The sequence below is a fragment of the Cohnella rhizosphaerae genome (assembly GCF_029525575.1).
GTDB classification, from domain to species: Bacteria; Bacillota; Bacilli; order Paenibacillales; family Paenibacillaceae; genus Cohnella; species Cohnella rhizosphaerae.
The window spans coordinates 712,148-729,245 of sequence record NZ_JAPDIA010000003.1 but is presented as its reverse complement, the minus strand read 5'-3'; the positions used below and the strand labels follow the sequence as shown (position 1 = coordinate 729,245).

Below are 17,098 nucleotides of genomic sequence, written 5' to 3'. Positions count from 1 at the left end.
CCTGACGGCCGAGAACAGCTTTTTTAGCGAAACTCATGGGAATTGACCTCCTTAAAAGAGAGCGGAGCGAGGAACATGGCCGAGAAGGTTCGCGGAAGGCCAGCGTATGGCCACGTCCGTCCCTTATATCGAAGTATCCCTCTCGTTCGCCTCGCTCCGTTTGTCGTGCTGCATCGTTGAGGAAAAGGTCGGAAAGGCATGCTGCTCTACCGTCTGAGCTATCCTGCCGAAGCGGGAGTTGGATTCGAACCAACGACAAGCCGATTAAAAGTCGAAGTAGCCCTTCCATGCGCCTCAACGAACGAACGTCGAAAACTGATCTGTTCATTTTGCATTTACATCTTGCATTGTGCCCCGCTTTTTCGGCGTCGGCTGCTTGCTCTTATCATCGCGCACATCCGCTGCTGCGAACATGGCGCAAGTATGACGACTTGTAAAATTTATCCGAAATTCGATGCCGTTTTTGAAGCTAAGGAGCCTCTGTATGGCGTTTTCGTATAGCGATTGGAAACGGAAGAAGCCGCGATCGCCTCCGGTTTCACTCGGGCCGACAGCCCCATCGCTTCAATTCTTCCAACCAGCTCCGCGACCATTACCGACGTCCGGTTGCGCCTCGCGTCGGTACCTGCGTCGATATCGACGAACATCGCCAGGCTTGCGCCGTGATAGGCATAGGGCAGAAGAATATCCTCCAGCACCGCCCTTTTCCCGGCATCGAAGTAAGCTGCGATCTCCTGGCTGTAAGTCGTTTCGAGGCTCAGCTTTTCTCGCAGCGACCGGAGCTCCCGCGGGACGATCACCTGTCGGTAGCAGAACCAGGCGCCCCGGCCCGGGCGGAGGATGACGACGGACGTTACGAACTTCGTATGTCCGGCATGCACCTGCGCGTCCGTCCCGACGACGAGCTGATAGGATGCGCGCGGATCGCGCTCCATGAAGCCTCGGATGCGGACGAACACCTCGTCCAGCGGCAGATTTTGTTCGGAAAGATTGCGGAAGACTTGCTCGTGAAGCATGGGGTATACATGTCTTTTCATAAGTGTCACCTGTAGCGCAAGGCGGCTTCTTCCTTTCTGATTTGTCGTATTGGCAGGGTTGGCAGGGCTCGAACCTGCGACCGTCCGATTAACAGTCGGGCGCTCTACCTGCTGAGCTACAACCCTATGGATTTGGAGGCGTGGACGGGGCTCGAACCCGCAGATCCGGACGTGAAAGGCCCGTGTGTTCATCCAGTTTCACCACCACGCCGCGGCGGTTCAAAGTCAATCGAATGGCTGCCCGGGCAGGATTCGAACCTGCGGTGGATGATTCAAAGTCATCTGCCTTGCCGCTTGGCTACCGGGCATCGTATGGGGAGACCAACCAGACTCGAACCGGTACTGGCGGATTCACAGTCCGCTGCGTTCGCCTTTTCGCCATGGTCTCCATAAGGGAATGCGATTGTTGTGATCGGCCCCGCTCCTGCCTGATGGCAGGAGCGCGCCGCCTCCTTTCCTCGTTTTAATATCGCTTGACGCGGTATGTACTTTGCAGGGGCCGTTTAGGTATGAAAAAAAGACCCCTGTCGCCCTCGGATCTTCCTCTAAGGCTGCATTCAGCCATAGAAAAAGACCGCTCGGCTACAAGCAGTCTTCACGGGTACGCATATGTATGCCGTCGCCGGCGGCGTCAGGCTGTAGAAAACAACCGACGAACCGAAGCGGGTCTGCGCCTGTAAAGAATGCCGATATGAGATTGGAGATACAGATGATGCGGGTTGAATAAGCTTATCTCTCGCTGGCCGCCTTTAATCTGGGACATCGGGCTGCGATGATCCGGACGTTCATAGATAAAATTCGTATTGCGCATGTTCCGCACTCCTTTCTCCAATTCAGTATGTTGCTGGTAATCCTGGCATCGGGCGTTTAACGCTGTCAACCATAAACTGCATGAATGATATCATGGAGGAAATGGGTTGGAAAGGTTCGCTGCCTCGATCCGGTTTTGGATCGAAGCGGTTAGGGTGTCGATCCTAACCTAAAGCCATTTGGACGAAGTAACCCTTCCTTGCGCCTCCATGATCTCGTGACCCCCGATGCCTTCCGGCTCGGCTTCACAACCTGATTTTCGCAGCATTCCCATCGATCGAACAGGGCGAAAGTATGGCAACGCGCAAAAAGTTTCCATATTCTCCTGCCTTTTTGCTTGATACAATGGTACAAAGATTGACAGGAGGTGTGCGCATGGCGCGGGAAAGCTTCGATAAAGAGGTTCAATTTCTTCGCATGCTCGCTCTGGCGGGCGGAGCCTACAGCAGGCAGCAATTCGCCGACCGGCTTGGCATCTCCGTGCATACGTACGACAAGACGCTGCGCTATATCAAGGACATGCGAACGGTGCTGTCCTCGGAAGCAGCCGAGGACCTGGCCGAAGGTCTGCGCTACAACCATTACGAATCCGCGGACCCGCTGCTGCTGTTTCTTTTCAGGTCCAAGTCGCTGAAGGATTCGGAAAGCGTCCGGCTCGCGGTCCTGATCGGCTTGATGCAGGGCGAAGCAATGACCGCCAAAGAACTGCTGAACGCCTGCAGCGACAGCATGCCGTCCGAGTATGCTTGCCCCGACGAGAAGACCGTTCGCGGGGATCTCAAGTATCTGGAGGAGGTCGGCGTTATCCGCCGCCTGGACGGCGGTCGGCCGTACAGATACCGCGCCGATATCGATCTCATCGATCGGCTGTCGGACGAGGAACTCCTTGACCTTTACGACTATGTCGATGTAATGGCGAACACGCAGGTGCCTGCCGTACAGGGCTATCTGCTGCGAGATACGCTGAAGAAGGCGCTGACAAGACGCGGCTACGGACCCGAGACCTTCGACGTTCATCTGTACAAATATCACTATCACACGCGCATTCTCGACGAGGCGCATCTGTATACGATATTCGAGGCGATCAGGGAGCACCGCAAGCTGACCTTCCTCTACCTGTCGCCAAAAAAAAGGCAAGAACTATGCCTCTAAAAACACGAACCCTCTGTTCGAGCGCGAGACGGAGGGTCGCGTGGAGACGACGCTGCCGCTTCGCGTCGTTTACGACCATCAATACGGCCGCTGGTATCTGATCGGACACAGCCCCCGGCTCGGCACCATGAAGTATCGCCTGGAGGGCATCACCCAGATCGAGATGGGAGAGGCCGTAGACGCGGAAACCTTCGGCCGGCGCCTGGAGGCCGTCGAACAGGAGCTCGAACACAGCTGGGTGACGGACTCGCACCGGCGCGTGAAGATCCGGGCGCGATTCTACAACCCGGGACGGGCGGGCGCGAACTTCGTACGCGAACGCGTCGAGGCCCAAGGCCAATGGGGCGTCTTGACGGACGAGTCGGACACGACCTTCCTCTATGAGATCGAGGTCAACGGCATTTACGAGATCAAGCCGTGGCTGCGCAGCTTCGGCTCGAGCTGCGAAGTTCTGGAGCCCGCATGGCTGCGCCGGGAGCTGATCGCCGAATGGAAGGAGATTCAGGCCTACTATGAACCCGTTCGAGAAAATCTTTAATTATCAGATTCTGTCGCGTCTGGACGAAGCGGATTCGATCGCCCTCACGACCCACGAGCGTTCATGGCTGAAAACAATGCTCGAGCATCCGGCGTCGGACGACGCGTTCGCAGAGGGAACGTTGTCACGGCTACGCGATCTGCTGCGGAATGAGGCTACCATCGACAGCCGCGAATATATCATGCAAAAAGCCAAAAGCCGGGAAAGACAGGTCTATCATCCCCTGCTCCGTCCGCTGCGCCGCATGATTCAGGAGGGCAGCGGAATCAGGCTCACGACGAGGCTCAAGCACGGCGGCGTCCAGGCCAATCAGAACGGACTGCCCGTCAAGCTGGAATACAATATGGTCAAGCGGGAGTGGTACCTTCTCTGGTACAATGCCCGCGGCCTCATGTCGAGCAAGCTGCAGCATATCGTATCCGCGAAGCCCCTCCCGCTTCCGCCGGAGCGCTTCGAGGCCTTGCGAAGCCGGGCATTCGCACTCCTCGAGGAGCGCCGGACCCCCCGCGGTGATCGAGATCGTCCGCGAATACAACGCGGAGCTATCCCGGATCCTCTACGCCTTCTCCTGCTTCGATAAGACCGTCAGCTACGATGAGGACCTGGACTTGTACCGCATACGGGTATCCTGCCTAGCCGACGAGAGCGAATTCCTGCTGTCCAAGATCCGCTTCCTCGGACGCCGGGTTCGTATCGTCGAAGGCGATCAGCTGCGCCGGCGCATGCGGGAGTCGGCGGCTTGGACGCTGGCCAGATACGAGGAAACGACCGAGCCGCAGCAAGCCCCGCAGCCTCCTCAAGATGCCGACTCCGCATCTTGACCCGGCCGAAGAAGTCGCCTTACTTCCGAGGCGGCAGCAGACCGGCTTTACCGTCCCGAACCCAATAGATGCGGTCCGACACCGGGCTCGGCATAAGCGCCACACTGCGCTTGGCCATCGTCCTAAACCCGGATTCTTCCGCCAGTCGCTGCGCCTGTCGGAGCGTCTCCATCTCCTCGTCCGCGCGCAGAACCATGACCGTCTTGCGGTTCGTAAACGCGACCAGATACGGATTGCGCCCGAGCCGCTTGTTTAACTCGGGATCCAAAAACTGACACTCCGCCGGATGCGTATCGTGCATGTACACTTCTAGCCTGCAAGTGTCCAACAGCGTCGGCAATCTCATTCGCGGCTCCTGCCAGCCCGCCCGCCGGAGATTCCGGTAAGCGATCTTCCTCAGCTCATCCTCGCGCAGGTCCGGGTTCAACTCCAGCATGCCTGCGGTGATGACTTTCGTCAGCTCGTCTTTGATCTCAATATACATCTCCCGCAGGCCAGGCAGTCGCTCCGCCGACAATCCGCCCGCCTGCTTCCGGGTGGCCTCCGCGTATGCCTCGTCCCGCAGCGCGGGATATATATAATCGGGATCGAGAATGGCGACCTCGTCCTTCTTTTCGCATGCGATCCTCGAACTGCGGACGATATCGTTCAGGTAGTCCACGGCCGCATTCAGATCGCCGCCTGCCATGTACGTGCGATACGTATCGTGCAAGCTGACCTGCGACTTGCCGATCTTGTCGTCCATCTCCAGCAGCAGCGGCTCTCCCTCCGTCAATCTGACGTCGATCTGCAGACTTTCCGCCAAATGACGCTTCATCATCTCCGCGAACTGTTCCGGCTGATCATACAATCTTGCCTGCTTCATGCCAATACGCCTCCTTAAAATGTCCCGGCAAAACAAAACACCCCGACAAAACGTCCGCAGACGTCCTGCCAGGGTGTGCTTCACCGCTGGGATTTAAAAACTTACATTACGCTAATGCTTAGCTTCATGGTTCGGGAATTAATCACAGCCCCTGCTTGCTTTAAAAAGTTAAAACCTAAAATACCGTCAATCTCCAAACCATAGTCCATGTTTCCAATCTCGACTTGGAAATCTCTTATTGTCGATCCGCCTGCACGAATAAAGTCCGCGTTTTTCGTGAAAACGTACTCTACGCCGCCTATTCCGCGAATCCTATCCACAAGATCGTCTTGTTCAGGCACCATGCCTATTTGTTGTACGCTATCCGCGTTCAAGAGCGTGCCGGCAGAACCGGTGTCGAGCAATACCCTCTTCAACGTTAACGGCTTTCCCCCTAAACATAACCGTCATGTTAATAAAAGGAAGGCCGTATCGTTCGGTTATCTTCATCTTGGACCTCGAATCCCCATGTATCGCTCTCTCGCCACAACTTCCGGACGAGAGGTATGAAAAAAGCAATACTCGCGATGCGGAGCCTGCTGATGAAGCTCGCTGTAACGCTTTAGCGCCTTGCTAGAGTCTTCAAATACATCAATAACGGTCATTTCTTCAATATAACGCTGCCCTTCCTTGGAATAGGCCTTCGTTGCCTCGAATACAACCCATTCATTAGGGAAGCGCTCTTGAACCTCATTCCATCGCAAGTCGGACACCTCCGATCGCAGAGTCAGCAGTATTATAACATAGCAGACTTAACCCGGAACCCACTCCTTCTCGCCTTGGCAAAACAAAACACCCCGACAAAACGTCCGCAGACGTCCTGCCAGGGTGTGCTTCACCGCTGGAAATATTAAGTACATTAAATCATATTCGTCCGCATTTGAAAAGCTAAAAATTTTATCGGCTGCGAAGCCGATTGCGCCCTTTTATTTCTTGTTCGCTACGCTAACCTTCAGCAGCTTGCCTTTAATCGTCGTCTCCCGCATCTTATTCAACACCAGGCGGCCCTTGCCGTTGAGAATATCCACGTAGGACACATTGTCTTCTATCGTGATGATCCCGATATCCTCCGCCGATACGCCCTCGATCTTGGCGATCGTGCCGACGAAGTCCACCGCCCGGATTTTCTTTTTCTTCCCGCCGTTGAAGTAGAGCTTCAGGATCTCCTCGTCCAATCGGGACGTCCTGTCCTTTTTTGACTTCCGCCTTGTTCTTGATCTTCGCATCGAACGAGGCTTGGGCATACGCCACCGCGTCTTTGGAGGGATGGTTTCTCCGCGGAATCTCAAATCCGACGTATCGCTCCGCATTGATCACGAATTTTTCTTCGTTCGGCGTGGCGAAGGAGATCGCTTTGCCCCTGTTGCCGGCTCGTCCGGTTCTGCCGGTCCGATGCACGTAGCTCTCGTTTTCCTGGGGAAAATCGTAATTGATCACGAGACTGATATTGTCGATGTCGATGCCCCTCGCAGCGACATCCGTCGCGATCAGGTATCGAAACTCCCCCGCGTTTGAACGCGTTCATGACCTGGGAGCGATCGTCCTGCTCCATGCCCCCGTGGATTCGGTCGCAGGGGTATCCGTGCTTGTGCAGCTCCTTGAATACGACGTCAACCCTGACCTGCGTCCGGCAAAAAATAATGCAGCTGTCCGGATTTTCGACCGTGGCGACGTCCCTGAGCAGGTTCAGCTTGTCGTCGTCCTTCACCGTGTAGAGCGCATGCTCAATCTGGCTTGTCGTTCTGCCCGCCGTCTGAATCTCAATATCGAGCGGCTGCTTCATATACTTGTGGCACAGGCGTTCGACATCCTTGGGCAGCGTCGCCGAGAACAGCAGGGTCATACGATCCTTGGGCAGCTCGCGGATAATCTTCTCGACCTGCTCGATGAATCCCATGCTCAGCATCTCGTCGGCTTCATCGATGACCAGATATCTCACCTGCTCGAGGTCGATCGTGTCTCTCTCGATGTGATCCATGACCCGGCCCGGCGTGCCGACGACGACATGGTTTTTATGCGCCAACTGAATCTTTTGCCTGGCAAAAGGCTGCTTGCCGTAAATCGCGGTCGCCTTGATCCGTTTAAATCGGCCGATGTTCATCATATCTTCCTTGACCTGATCGGCCAGCTCGCGCGTCGGCGTCAGGATCAAAGCTTGCGGACGGTTCTCCTCCCATTCCACCAGCTCGCAGATCGGAATCCCGTACGCGGCCGTCTTCCCGCTGCCCGTATGAGACTTGACGGTCATATCCTTCTTCTGCAGCGCGACCGGAATGACTTTGCTTTGCACTTCGGTCGGCTTGGCGTATCCCATGCTGTCCAAAGCCCGGCGTATGTCGTCGCTTAGTGTATAGTCGTTAAAGCTGGGTTCGCTCATTGTTAATCCCCTTCGTATATCCGCGAGTGTCGGTTCCTCATGATACGATAATTCGCCATGCTTTACCAACTACCACCGAATCTGCCGGACCCGCTCGATCAAGGCGTCCCGCTCGTCCGGACGGATCGGCCACGCTTGAATCTCCCGAAGGACAGGCGCCAGGTTCGCATAGCCTTTGGCCACACCGTTAAGCCGCGCGGCCAGCGTCGAGCGCAGGAACGCTTCTTCCGATTCGTACAGCCCGCGCAGCTTGCCCGCGGCGTCCGGATATCTTTTCAGATAATACTTCTGGTGACGCGGCTCGGCCGCATAAAACGCCTTAAAAGGTAAGATCTCCGTCTCCAACGGATGCCCCTTGGCCGCTTCCATCCGCTTCTTCATCCGGTTAAACGCCTCCGCTTGACGCTCGTCGCGGTACAGCAGCAGAGACTGATACTGCCTTCCTTTATATCCGTTAATATTAACGGGATTATGATGATCCCAGAACGTCTCCAGCAGGCGATCGATCAAGATCAGTTCGGCGTCGTAGACGATCTCGACCGTCTCGGAGTGGTCCCCCATCTCGCGGTAAGTCGGCTGCCCGGTCGTGCCGCCCGCATATCCCACGCGCGTTTCCTCGACGCCCGGCAACGAGCCGAACAACGCTTCGGGAGACCAGAAGCAGCCCATGCCAAGCGTGATCGTTTGATTTCCTTGCATAAATCCCGCCCCCCTCATCTGGCGCACATATTCCGGACCTAAACGTGGCATGCTGGAATGGTTGTCAAAATCGTCCAAGGAGGTGCCCCATGACAAATAACCAAAACGAACCGACCAAGGCGGAGGTCCAGACGACCGAGCTGAACAAGCTGCCCGTGCCCGGTCAGGACGATACCGAGTTTTCCGCGGAGGAAGCGGCAGAAGCCTTCGAACAAGGCCAATCCGCTAGCGGCACTCGGAATACGGACCGACAATAACCTTATTTAAAAAGAATAAGACACCGTTCGCCTTCTCGCAAAAGGCCGCGGTGTCTTATTTGCGTTTGCCAGGCGCCGCGTCTTAAACGACGTTAATCTTCACTTCGATATTGCCCCGCGTCGCCTTGGAATAAGGGCATACCTGGTGCGCCTCGGCGGTCAGCTGTTCGGCAAGCGACCGTTCGACGCCCGTCAGCTTCACGTCGAGCGCCACTGCCAGGGCGAAGCCGCCGTCCGTGTCCTTGCCGATCGTGACGCTGCCCGTCACTTCGGTGCCTTCGTACTTGACTTCTCGCCTGCGGCATACCAGATTCAGCGCGCTCTCGAAGCATGCCGCGTAGCCCGCGGCGAACAGCTGCTCCGGGTTCGTCGCGGCCCCGCCCATGCCGCCCAGCTCCTTGGGCATGCGAAGCTCCAGTTGAAGCACGCCGTCGCTCGAAGACAGCTTGCCTTCGCGTCCGCCCGTGACCGTCACGGTTGCCGTATATAGGTTTTCCACCCGTTATCCCTCCGCATAGTCCGATATCGATGCGTCGGCGCGCTGCATGGCAGACTTGCCTCGACATCCCACTAGGTTACGCGGAAGGGAATTTTTTATCCGATCGGGCCTTGCTAAAAATCCATCCAGAAAAATTGAGAAACAGCGAGAATGAGCCCGACAGCGTTTACCACGATAAAAAGCCATTTTTTCGCTGTGCGGCTCACGGATTCTGTCCCCGTTATCAAGGTCCAAACCAGAATGCCGTTGAACACCACCATAATAATGAGAGCCAACCACCAATTCGCAGCCATCTTGACCTCGCCCTTCCTCAAATTCTACGTCATCTGCCGAAGCTTCTTTATTGCCGGCCTTGCCAGGACACGACTTCAATTCATTGTATCACCAGACCGGAAGGCGAGGAATGGGGAGGCCGAAAAAACTGGCGAGCCGTGTCCACATGTGCATAACTTCGTGCACAACCTGTGCACAACATGGGGATAAATCACTGCGGGTCTGTTGCGCGGTCGATCGAAGGAAAACCACTCCTACAAGAACGGATCGCTAAAATGGCACGTGTGCGCATGTGCATAAAGCTGTGCACATATTGTTGATAGTCTGTGGATAACGTTGATAACATGGGGGGGTAACTATCATTCCGACCCTATGATTACCGTCATGCGCGTGACGGCGTATCCGCCGCTCTCTGCTTCCCGCTCAAACGCAAAAAAAACTCCATCCTCAAGGGATGGAGTCGATGGCGCTACCTGCCTGGAGACATTCAATACTGCATCACTTGATCGAACTTCGCGTTGGCGCGGTGCGCGTACAAGCCAAATTGACCTGATGCGATCGCGGTATCGGTCGTCGTCAGCTGTTTGGTTCCGTTCACCCAGAGCTCCAGCGTGCTGCCGTTCACGACCGCCTTGAGGTCGTACCACGTTCCCGTGTTAAGCGAATACGCGGTCGAGATCAAGTCCGTCGCGACGCCCCCGGCTACTTTGGTGATCTTGAGCGTGTTCGTTAATTTGTAGTACATGAACACATAGTAGTTGTTGCTGTCTACCCTTCTCGCCACGAGCCCGACGCCCGCATAACTACCGCTGTCGAACGCATCCGCTTTGACTTTGGCCGACACCGCGTAATTTTGCAGCGTGTTCTGCCCGGCATAGGCGATCGCGCTCGCGGCCGACGTGCTGGATTGGTTGTAAACCTTGGTTCCGTCCGTCGCCACGCTCCAGGTGCCGCCGCTTAGCGCCCAGCCTGCCGCATATCCCGATTCGAAGTCTTCGCCGAAGATCGGCGCCGCCTTGACGTCGTCGAACTTCGCATTGGCCCGGTGCGCGTACAGGCCGGCCTGACCGGCGCCGATGCTCGTATCGGTCGCCGACAGCTGCTTGACCCCGTTCACCCAAAGTTCGAGCGCGCTGCCATTCACGACCGCCTTGAAGTCGTACCACGTTCCCGTGCTCAGACTGAACGGCATCGTCACCAGATCGGTGGCCGTGCCGCCGGACACCTTGGCGATTTTTAACGTATTGTTCAATTTATAGTACATGAACACGTAATAGTTGTTATCGTCGACGCGCCTGGCGACGAGGCCAACTCCCGCATAGTTGGTGCTGTCGAAGGCGTCGGCCTTCACTTTGGCGGATACCGCATAATTCTGCCAGGCACTCTGTCCGCTGTAGGCCGTCACGCCGGCAGCGGCGGTGCTCGATTGGTTGTAAACCTTCGATCCGTCCGTGACGACGTTCCACGTTCCGCCCGAAGCGCTCCATCCCGTCGCGGCGCCCGTTTCGAAGTTGTCGCTCAGCAAAGTCAGGTTGGCGCCGCCCGCAGGGATGCCCGCCCCATTGTATGCGCCCCGGTTCGGCGCGCCGGCGGAAGACACGGCATTGCCCCAGTAGTCCTTCCCTCCGTTGCCGCCGATCAGGACGCCCGATCCGAGAGCCGGCGATCCCGCGACAAGCTTGTACCCGTCAACCGTATTCCGCCCCGTCCCTCCGCTTCCCGCCGTGACGAACATCGGATCGCTCGTGAGCTTGTGGGGATCGCTCGGTTCGCTGGCCGGATGATTGCCGTAGAACACATTGTAGTCGTACACGTCGTTCCCTTTGACCGTATAACCGCCGCTGCCAAGGTTGTACACAATGTTGTTTTTGAACGACAGCGGATTGCTGCCCCCGAGTCCGTATACGATGCTCGTCGTCAAGCCGGATCCGACATAGATCGTGTTGTTGTAAATACTGGCGTTCAGGGGCGTGTAGCTGTCGCTGAACTGGAACGTGCGCGCCCGGTCGTTCTGGCTGATGTTGTACCTGACGACCATGTCGACGTTGCGGATCGCGCCGACGCCCATGATCAGCAGGAAGCCGCCTTCGTTGTCGTGGCTGTAGTTGTATTGCACGGTGCAGCCGCTCAGGTTGTAGTCGCAGTCGAAGCCCTGGCCGTCGTTCGTCGTTTTCGTATTATAAGCTTCGTTGTATTGCATGACCGGATTCGTGCTGTTAATCGCCCAGATCGCCACGTCGTAGTGCGTGTCCCGGTTGTGCGCGGCGTTCACCACGTTGTATTGGATAAGACCGTTGATCGAAGCGCGCATCACGATGCCGTCCCCGCCGATATCGTTCAGCGTATTGTTGCTGATCACCAGGTTCGTAAAAGGCTCGAAGCTGCCGGTATTGTCATTGTTGCCCCACGAGCTCGCGCTGTTGATCCCGGTACGGTCGACGCGCTCGACGGTGTTGCCGTCGATTCGCACGTCGTTCCACTTCGAGCGCACCGCCGTCCCCGTGACGAGCACGAGGATTCCCCCGGTCGCTTTGAGCGCGTCGCTGTTCGTCCCTTTCACGTCATGGACATAATTGTTCTGGATGTAAAAGTGGTTGTACGTCCCGACGTCTTGCGCCTCTACCTTGATCCCGTACCGTTCGCCCTCCGCCGTCGCCGAATTCGTAATTTCCAGATTGTTGACTTCCCAATACTGCTGGTTGTAGAAATAAACCGTGGCGCCGATCAGGCCGTTGCCGTTAATGATGGGCCTGCCGCCGCTGCCATACTTGTCGATGACGATCGGCGCGCCGGAAGTGCCGGAGCCGAGCGGGTGCAGCTGTCCGGACCAGACGGAGCCGGCTTTGAACAAGATCTTGTCGCCCGGCTGGAACGTCGTGCCGTTCACCTTGGCCAGCGATTGCCAGGCCGAGCTTTCGCTCAGCCCGCTGTTGCCGTCGCTGCCGCCGACCGAATCGACATAATAAGTCGCGTTGTTGGCGTAGGTCTTCGTCGCCAGCGAAGGGATCGACAGCATACCGCTCGACATCAGCATAAAACTTAAAAAAGAGGGACAGCCACGAACGCTTGTTTTTCAAAACTCTCATCTCTTATTGTCCTCCTCGCGCTCTGATTAAGCGTTTTCATAAATTGGCGCACGCATGCGCAGCTGCTTTATTGAAGCCGAATGGCGCGGTACACGTTTTCCTCCAGCGTAACTTTCGCTTCCGCAGCCAAACGCTCCACCTCCGTGTCGAACTTTTCTTCGAACAGGCGGCGTCTCACGTCTTCCTTGACGTCGTTGAACGGCCGGTAACCACCTCCTTTTCGCGCCACGCATTTGAGCACGACCAAGCGGTCCCCGTCCGCAAAAACTTCGCTGACGCCGTTCTCCGGCAGCTTCATCGCTTCTTCGATCGCCAGTTGGTCCGGCGTATGCAGGTCTCTGCTGCGCAGGGTATCTTCGTTTACGACAAACGCGCTTGCCTTCCAGCCGGATTCGGCGTCCATCGCCAGCGACCGTCCGATAGCCGCAGGGTCTTCCCCCCAGCTCCAGGCGCCGCTTGACCTGCTCGATCTTGGCTTTAACCGCCTGCTTGTCCGGATCGCCGGTCTCCCCCTGACGCGTCCCGGATCGGAATGTCGACCTTGTACGTCTTGATCTCGCCGACTTCGGCGTAGGACGCATCTTTCCACCGCTCGTAGGCGTCCCTCGCCGCTTGTTCGGGCAAGAGGTCTTCCCGCTCGTAGAGCAGCTGTTTGAGCTTCAGCTCCAGATTCGTATGGAGATACGTATAGTAGCCCCGCTCGTCGTACTGCCGCGGGCCGTAGATGACCTCGTTGCGCTTGACCGCCTCCGCTCTTCTGCGGTTCTCCTTCGCCCATTTTTCGAGAAAAGCGGCATAGGAAAGGTCGTCCAACAGCCCGTTTTGACTGGCCAGTCGCTGCACGACCTTGACGCGCTTGATCTGCGCCAGCGCCGTCTGCTTCGCCTTTTCGATCGGGACCTCGCCTTGATAGGAGGTATCCCAAAAAGACGGCGCCGCATCCGCGTCGTACGTCGTCTTAAAGTAGCTCGCGACCTGCGCCTTGACCTGATCCAGCACCAGACTGAACTCCCTCTGATCCACCGGGATACCGTCGATGTAGCCCATCGCGGCGGCGTGCGGCGCGGCGGCCCCGCTCCCTGACAGCGCAGGGAGACGGCCTGCGAAAAAGATCAGGGTCACGAGCGCGAGCCCTCCTGACAAAACCGCCGCGAGGCCGTACGATCTCTTCAGGCCGTACGATCTCTTCAGGCCGTACGATCTCTTCATGCGGCACCGCCTTCGCCTTCGCTATCGGCCGCGGTCATTCGGAACGTCCAATCTCCGCGTTCGACCTCGCCGGCTGCGATAAAGGCGATGCGGTACAACGCCTCGCCCCATACTCGCCTTAACTGCGCGTCGGCGACTTCGATGCGTTCGAACGCGACGTCCCACCGTCCCGGCTCGTATTCGATCGCGAGCGCTCCGCCCTCCCCCGTCAGGCAGAAGCATTCGCCCCTCGCGCGCGATCTTCAGGACGACGGCAGCTAATCATATGGAGCCTGACGGCTCGGCTCGGTTCCGCCAGCTCGCATTGCTCCCGCAGCGTGATCGCCGCAGCCCTTCCCTCCGCCCGCTCGAACAGCCAGCTTCGGCGCCAAGCCTTCACTCCGGCTTCCGCGGGGTAAGCGCCCGCCAGATCGAGTCCGAATCGCACCGTCGTTTCGCTTCGTTCATACGCCGCCTCGCCCGCCCGGTAGTCGCGCCCTTCCTTTTGCCCGAAGCCGTTGACGACCGGCAAGCTGTGATAGGCCGACTGCATCGTCCAGATCTCGTAGCGCTCTGGGCTGAACGTCTTCGCGGTATACGTCTCCACGCCGATGTCGATCAGATAAGGCCTGCCGTCCGCATACACGACGTAGTGGCCGATGTCGTTATGATTGTGGCTTTCGTCGTTGTGCCCGCCCTTGGCCGCCAGATACAAGCCGCGCGTCGATCCCTCCCGCTCCCTGGCCGTCATCGCCTGCAGATCGGGCAGCCAGCCGTCTTGAACCAGCGGCGGGCTCGGCGCTTCCTCCCTTCGGCTGTCCGCATGAGCGGCGAGGCCGATCAGTTCCTGAAATACAGAGACGATACCCTCGGATGGCACCCGGTACGAAACCATCCCCAACTGCCCCAAAGCCCGCAGCCGATCGTCCTTGATTCTCTGGCCGTATAAATAAATCAGGCCGTAATCGGGCGCAGGCATCGCGGCGCCGTCGGCGAAATTCACGAAATAAGGCCCGCCGACATACATGCGATAGACGAACTGTCCCAGCTTCCGGATGAGCGGCTGATCGTATACCTGAAGCGCGCCGCCCGACGCCCGGTACAGCAGCTCCAGATTAACCAGCAGCATGCCGGCCGCCCGTCCCCAATAGGTCGTGCCCTCGTCGCAGCCGCCATCCTCGTGCTGAACATCCAGGTATCGGTCCAGGCTGCGCAGCAGCTTGGAGAGGACTGCGGCCCTACGATCCGGGGCCATCTCCTGCAGCAGCGCCACGGCGAGCAGGTTGCCGTTGCACCAGGGGTTCCAGTTGTTCGGCTCCCGCTCCCCGAAGCCCATCCACCAGAAGTCGCTGCGGTCCAGGTAGGGCGTCACGATCCTGCGGTCGATCTCGAGACGAATGCGCGCGCGGATGAGCGGAGACACGCGGTCGAGCGGCCCGCGGAGCAAGAACGAGGTCCAGGCCAAAGTCGCCGCCGTCTCGCCCGCCATCAGGTCGAACAAAGGCTCCTCCACGTTGGAGAGGACTTGCGCCGGGTCGCGGGACAAATAATGATGCGCCGGGCTGCACCAGGTCGTCTGCTCGCAGAGGAGCCATACGAGATCGACGATGTCCGGGACGAATCTCTCCCGGCCCTCCAGACATTCGGCGATCAGCAGCGTGCACAGCGCGCTTCGTCTGGCCGCGTCAATGGTCTCGTACCGCGTCCGGCTGCCTTCGGTGAAATAGGCCATGAACGCGGAGGCGCGAAGCGTCGGCAGATCCGCGCCGATATGCCGCTCCGCCGCGCGGATCCACGCCTGACGCGGCTCCTCGGGCATAAGCCCCCAAGCGTCGCGGTTCTCCCATGCGGGAACCAGGCGTCCCGTCATGTCACGACTCAAAATATGAGCGGCGACATCCTCCGACGAGATGAATGAAGTGAGCTTCATGACGCGTAGCCTCCCTGAACGGAAGAAGGTTGGCAGAACCTCTCGAAGCGCCCCGCCAACCTTCCGTTTCTTCGTATCCGGTTTGATTAACCTTAGTTTGATTAACCCTATATGCTTTCGGTTCTATTTCGCATTCTGCTTGATGATCTTGTCCGCTTCTTCCATCATGCGCTTCTGCGCCTCTTCGACGGAGAGGTTGTCGAGAATAAAGCTCGAGTACCCGTTCTCCAGCACCTTCTTCAGCTGATTCTGGTAGGACGCGGAAATGTCGGTCGTCGCGTTGGTTCTCAGCCGTTCGTCGGCCAGAACCGCCGTCAGCGAAGGCAGGTCGATCAGATCCGCGTTGCCGCCGTACAGCCGCTCCAGCAGCGACTTCGTATCTGTCTTCTTCCACCCGGACAAGTCGGTGCGGGCGCTGTCCTCCGTCGACATGTAACGGACGAATTTGTACGCTTCCTCCTTGTGCTTCGAGTTGTTCGCGATCGCCACGTAGGAGGCGCCAAGGCTGGTCAGACCCGGCTCGACGTCCTTGGACGAACGCGGCATCGGCGCGAACACGGTCTTGAACGTGTGCGGGTTTTTGGCCTTGTCCGCAAGGGCCGCGATCAGGAACGAACCGGTCATGATCATCGCCGCTTTGCCGTTGACGAATTCGGTCCCGTAGTTCAATTTGCCGCCCACGACGTCCGAGTAGGTTTGGATCGATTTGTCTTCTCGCTCCATCGCCTTCCGCAGGTTGAAGAAGTAGGCGAAGGACGGATCATTGAACGCCGGCTGCATATCCGCGGTCAAGTACGGATTTTTCAACTCGGCGTAGGCGATCGGGTTCGCGTATTCGCCCCAGGTGTGGAAGTACGACCCGAATTGCTTGTCGTTGCCTTCGCCCTTGGTCAGCTTTTTCGCATACGTCCGGAAGTCGTCCCAGGTCCAGTCGTAGGGCGGCGCCTCCAGGCCTGCCGCCTTCAGCGCGTCTTCGTTCAGCATGATCAGCCAGTCGGTGGCGGTGTACATCGTCGCATAATAATTGCCGTTGTACTTCGGATTGATGTAGTACTCTTCGTCGGGCTTGACGTTGTCCTTCTGGTACAGCTCGTTAAGCGGGGCGAGCACGCCTTGCGCGGCGCGCGCCATCGTCTCGTCGATGTTCGAGTACTGGACGACGTCCACCTGCTCGCCGGAAGACATCATGACGTCCAGCTTCTTCATCGATTCGACGGAGTTGCCGGGCACCAGGCTGACCGATTCGACTTTGATGCCGGGATTTTTACTTTGAAAATCTTCGATCAGCTTTTTCGTATTCGGCTCCGCGATCTCGTTGTCCCAGTTGTAATATTTGATCGTGACCGTCTCGGCTGGCGCCGACGCCGTTCCTGTCGCGGACGTCGAAGCCGTTCCCGCCGCCGCGGACGACGCGGCGTTATTTTCGTTTTTCCCGCCGCACCCCGCGAGCACAGACGTGGCGATCAGGATGCTGCCAAGCATAGCGGCACTTGTTTTTTTCAATTCGTTTTCCCCCTCGTTCATTGT

At 57.7% G+C, this 17,098-nt stretch carries 15 protein-coding genes, 5 tRNA genes and 2 pseudogenes; 4 read left to right on the top strand and 18 right to left on the bottom strand.

The features are described from left to right. Positions 1-227: 227 nt before the first annotated feature. From OMP40_RS09010 to OMP40_RS08985, 6 genes are all read right to left on the bottom strand, one after another. Positions 228-296, bottom strand: a tRNA-Ser gene (locus OMP40_RS09010). A gap of 144 nt (positions 297-440) precedes the next feature. Beyond that, complete coding sequence (locus OMP40_RS09005) at positions 441-1,016, bottom strand: ribonuclease H-like YkuK family protein (RefSeq protein ID WP_277530792.1); 576 nt, start codon at positions 1,014-1,016, stop codon at positions 441-443. A 71-nt stretch (positions 1,017-1,087) separates the two neighbouring features. Then, positions 1,088-1,163, bottom strand: a tRNA-Asn gene (locus OMP40_RS09000). Positions 1,164-1,170: 7 nt separating this feature from the next. After that, positions 1,171-1,248: transfer RNA gene (locus OMP40_RS08995), tRNA-Glu, on the bottom strand. Positions 1,249-1,271: 23 nt separating this feature from the next. Further along, positions 1,272-1,345: transfer RNA gene (locus OMP40_RS08990), tRNA-Gln, on the bottom strand. A gap of 5 nt (positions 1,346-1,350) precedes the next feature. Next, positions 1,351-1,425 (bottom strand) — tRNA-His (locus tag OMP40_RS08985). Positions 1,426-2,222: 797 nt separating this feature from the next. On the opposite strand from OMP40_RS08985, the pseudogene OMP40_RS08980 reads away from it, so the two are divergent. The 3 genes and pseudogenes from OMP40_RS08980 (at position 2,223) to OMP40_RS39860 (ending at position 4,358) form a co-directional block, all read left to right on the top strand. Continuing rightward, positions 2,223-3,537 (top strand): annotated as a pseudogene (locus OMP40_RS08980) (helix-turn-helix transcriptional regulator). Next, positions 3,512-4,117 carry a hypothetical protein gene (locus tag OMP40_RS08975; protein WP_338131068.1) on the top strand — a complete coding sequence of 202 codons (606 nt, stop codon included), beginning with the start codon at positions 3,512-3,514 and terminating at the stop codon, positions 4,115-4,117. The pseudogene OMP40_RS08980 and the gene OMP40_RS08975 overlap by 26 nt, the downstream one beginning before the upstream one ends. 28 nt (positions 4,118-4,145) lie before the next feature. Beyond that, positions 4,146-4,358: a hypothetical protein gene (locus OMP40_RS39860; protein WP_420871912.1), complete on the top strand. Its 213-nt coding sequence runs from the start codon at positions 4,146-4,148 to the stop codon at positions 4,356-4,358. 19 nt (positions 4,359-4,377) lie between these two features. Here OMP40_RS39860 and OMP40_RS08970 read toward each other — a convergent pair whose 3' ends face one another. The 5 genes and pseudogenes from OMP40_RS08970 to msrA form a co-directional block, all read right to left on the bottom strand. Further along, a complete protein-coding gene (locus tag OMP40_RS08970; RefSeq protein WP_277530790.1) occupies positions 4,378-5,223 on the bottom strand; it encodes a hypothetical protein in 846 nt (281 codons plus the stop codon). Between the two features lie 101 nt (positions 5,224-5,324). Beyond that, the gene (locus OMP40_RS08965) at positions 5,325-5,639 is read right to left on the bottom strand and encodes a retropepsin-like aspartic protease (RefSeq protein ID WP_277530788.1); all 315 of its coding nucleotides are present in this window, start codon (positions 5,637-5,639) and stop codon (positions 5,325-5,327) included. Positions 5,640-5,708: 69 nt separating this feature from the next. Continuing rightward, positions 5,709-5,975, bottom strand: a complete 267-nt coding sequence (locus OMP40_RS08960; RefSeq protein ID WP_277530787.1) for a hypothetical protein — start codon at positions 5,973-5,975, stop codon at positions 5,709-5,711. Between the two features lie 213 nt (positions 5,976-6,188). Next, positions 6,189-7,639 (bottom strand): annotated as a pseudogene (locus tag OMP40_RS08955) (DEAD/DEAH box helicase). Between the two features lie 69 nt (positions 7,640-7,708). Then, complete coding sequence (gene msrA / locus OMP40_RS08950) at positions 7,709-8,338, bottom strand: peptide-methionine (S)-S-oxide reductase MsrA (protein ID WP_277530785.1); 630 nt, start codon at positions 8,336-8,338, stop codon at positions 7,709-7,711. Positions 8,339-8,427: 89 nt separating this feature from the next. Between msrA and OMP40_RS08945 the strand changes: the two genes are divergently transcribed. Next, entirely contained in the window at positions 8,428-8,595 is a 168-nt protein-coding gene (locus tag OMP40_RS08945; protein WP_277530784.1) for a hypothetical protein, read from the top strand. Positions 8,596-8,677: 82 nt separating this feature from the next. Here the strand turns inward: OMP40_RS08945 and OMP40_RS08940 are convergent, their stop codons facing one another. The 7 genes from OMP40_RS08940 to OMP40_RS08910 all read right to left on the bottom strand — a co-directional run bounded on the left by OMP40_RS08940 (position 8,678) and on the right by OMP40_RS08910 (position 17,074). Further along, on the bottom strand, positions 8,678-9,094 hold the full coding sequence (locus OMP40_RS08940) for an organic hydroperoxide resistance protein (RefSeq protein ID WP_277530782.1): 417 nt from the start codon (positions 9,092-9,094) through the stop codon (positions 8,678-8,680). 113 nt (positions 9,095-9,207) lie between these two features. Next, positions 9,208-9,387 (bottom strand): hypothetical protein, encoded by a 180-nt coding sequence (locus OMP40_RS08935; RefSeq protein ID WP_277530780.1) that lies wholly within the window; start codon positions 9,385-9,387, stop codon positions 9,208-9,210. Between the two features lie 467 nt (positions 9,388-9,854). Next, on the bottom strand, positions 9,855-12,383 hold the full coding sequence (locus OMP40_RS08930) for a family 16 glycoside hydrolase (RefSeq protein WP_277530778.1): 2,529 nt from the start codon (positions 12,381-12,383) through the stop codon (positions 9,855-9,857). A gap of 137 nt (positions 12,384-12,520) precedes the next feature. Further along, positions 12,521-12,856 carry a peptidylprolyl isomerase gene (locus OMP40_RS08925; protein WP_277530777.1) on the bottom strand — a complete coding sequence of 112 codons (336 nt, stop codon included), beginning with the start codon at positions 12,854-12,856 and terminating at the stop codon, positions 12,521-12,523. Between the two features lie 74 nt (positions 12,857-12,930). Continuing rightward, the gene (locus OMP40_RS08920; RefSeq protein ID WP_277530774.1) at positions 12,931-13,662 is read right to left on the bottom strand and encodes a hypothetical protein; all 732 of its coding nucleotides are present in this window, start codon (positions 13,660-13,662) and stop codon (positions 12,931-12,933) included. 208 nt (positions 13,663-13,870) lie between these two features. Next, complete coding sequence (locus tag OMP40_RS08915) at positions 13,871-15,571, bottom strand: heparinase II/III domain-containing protein (protein WP_277530771.1); 1,701 nt, start codon at positions 15,569-15,571, stop codon at positions 13,871-13,873. 123 nt (positions 15,572-15,694) lie between these two features. Continuing rightward, positions 15,695-17,074, bottom strand: coding sequence for an ABC transporter substrate-binding protein (locus OMP40_RS08910; protein ID WP_277530770.1), 1,380 nt, complete (start codon positions 17,072-17,074; stop codon positions 15,695-15,697). Positions 17,075-17,098 lie beyond the last annotated feature (24 nt).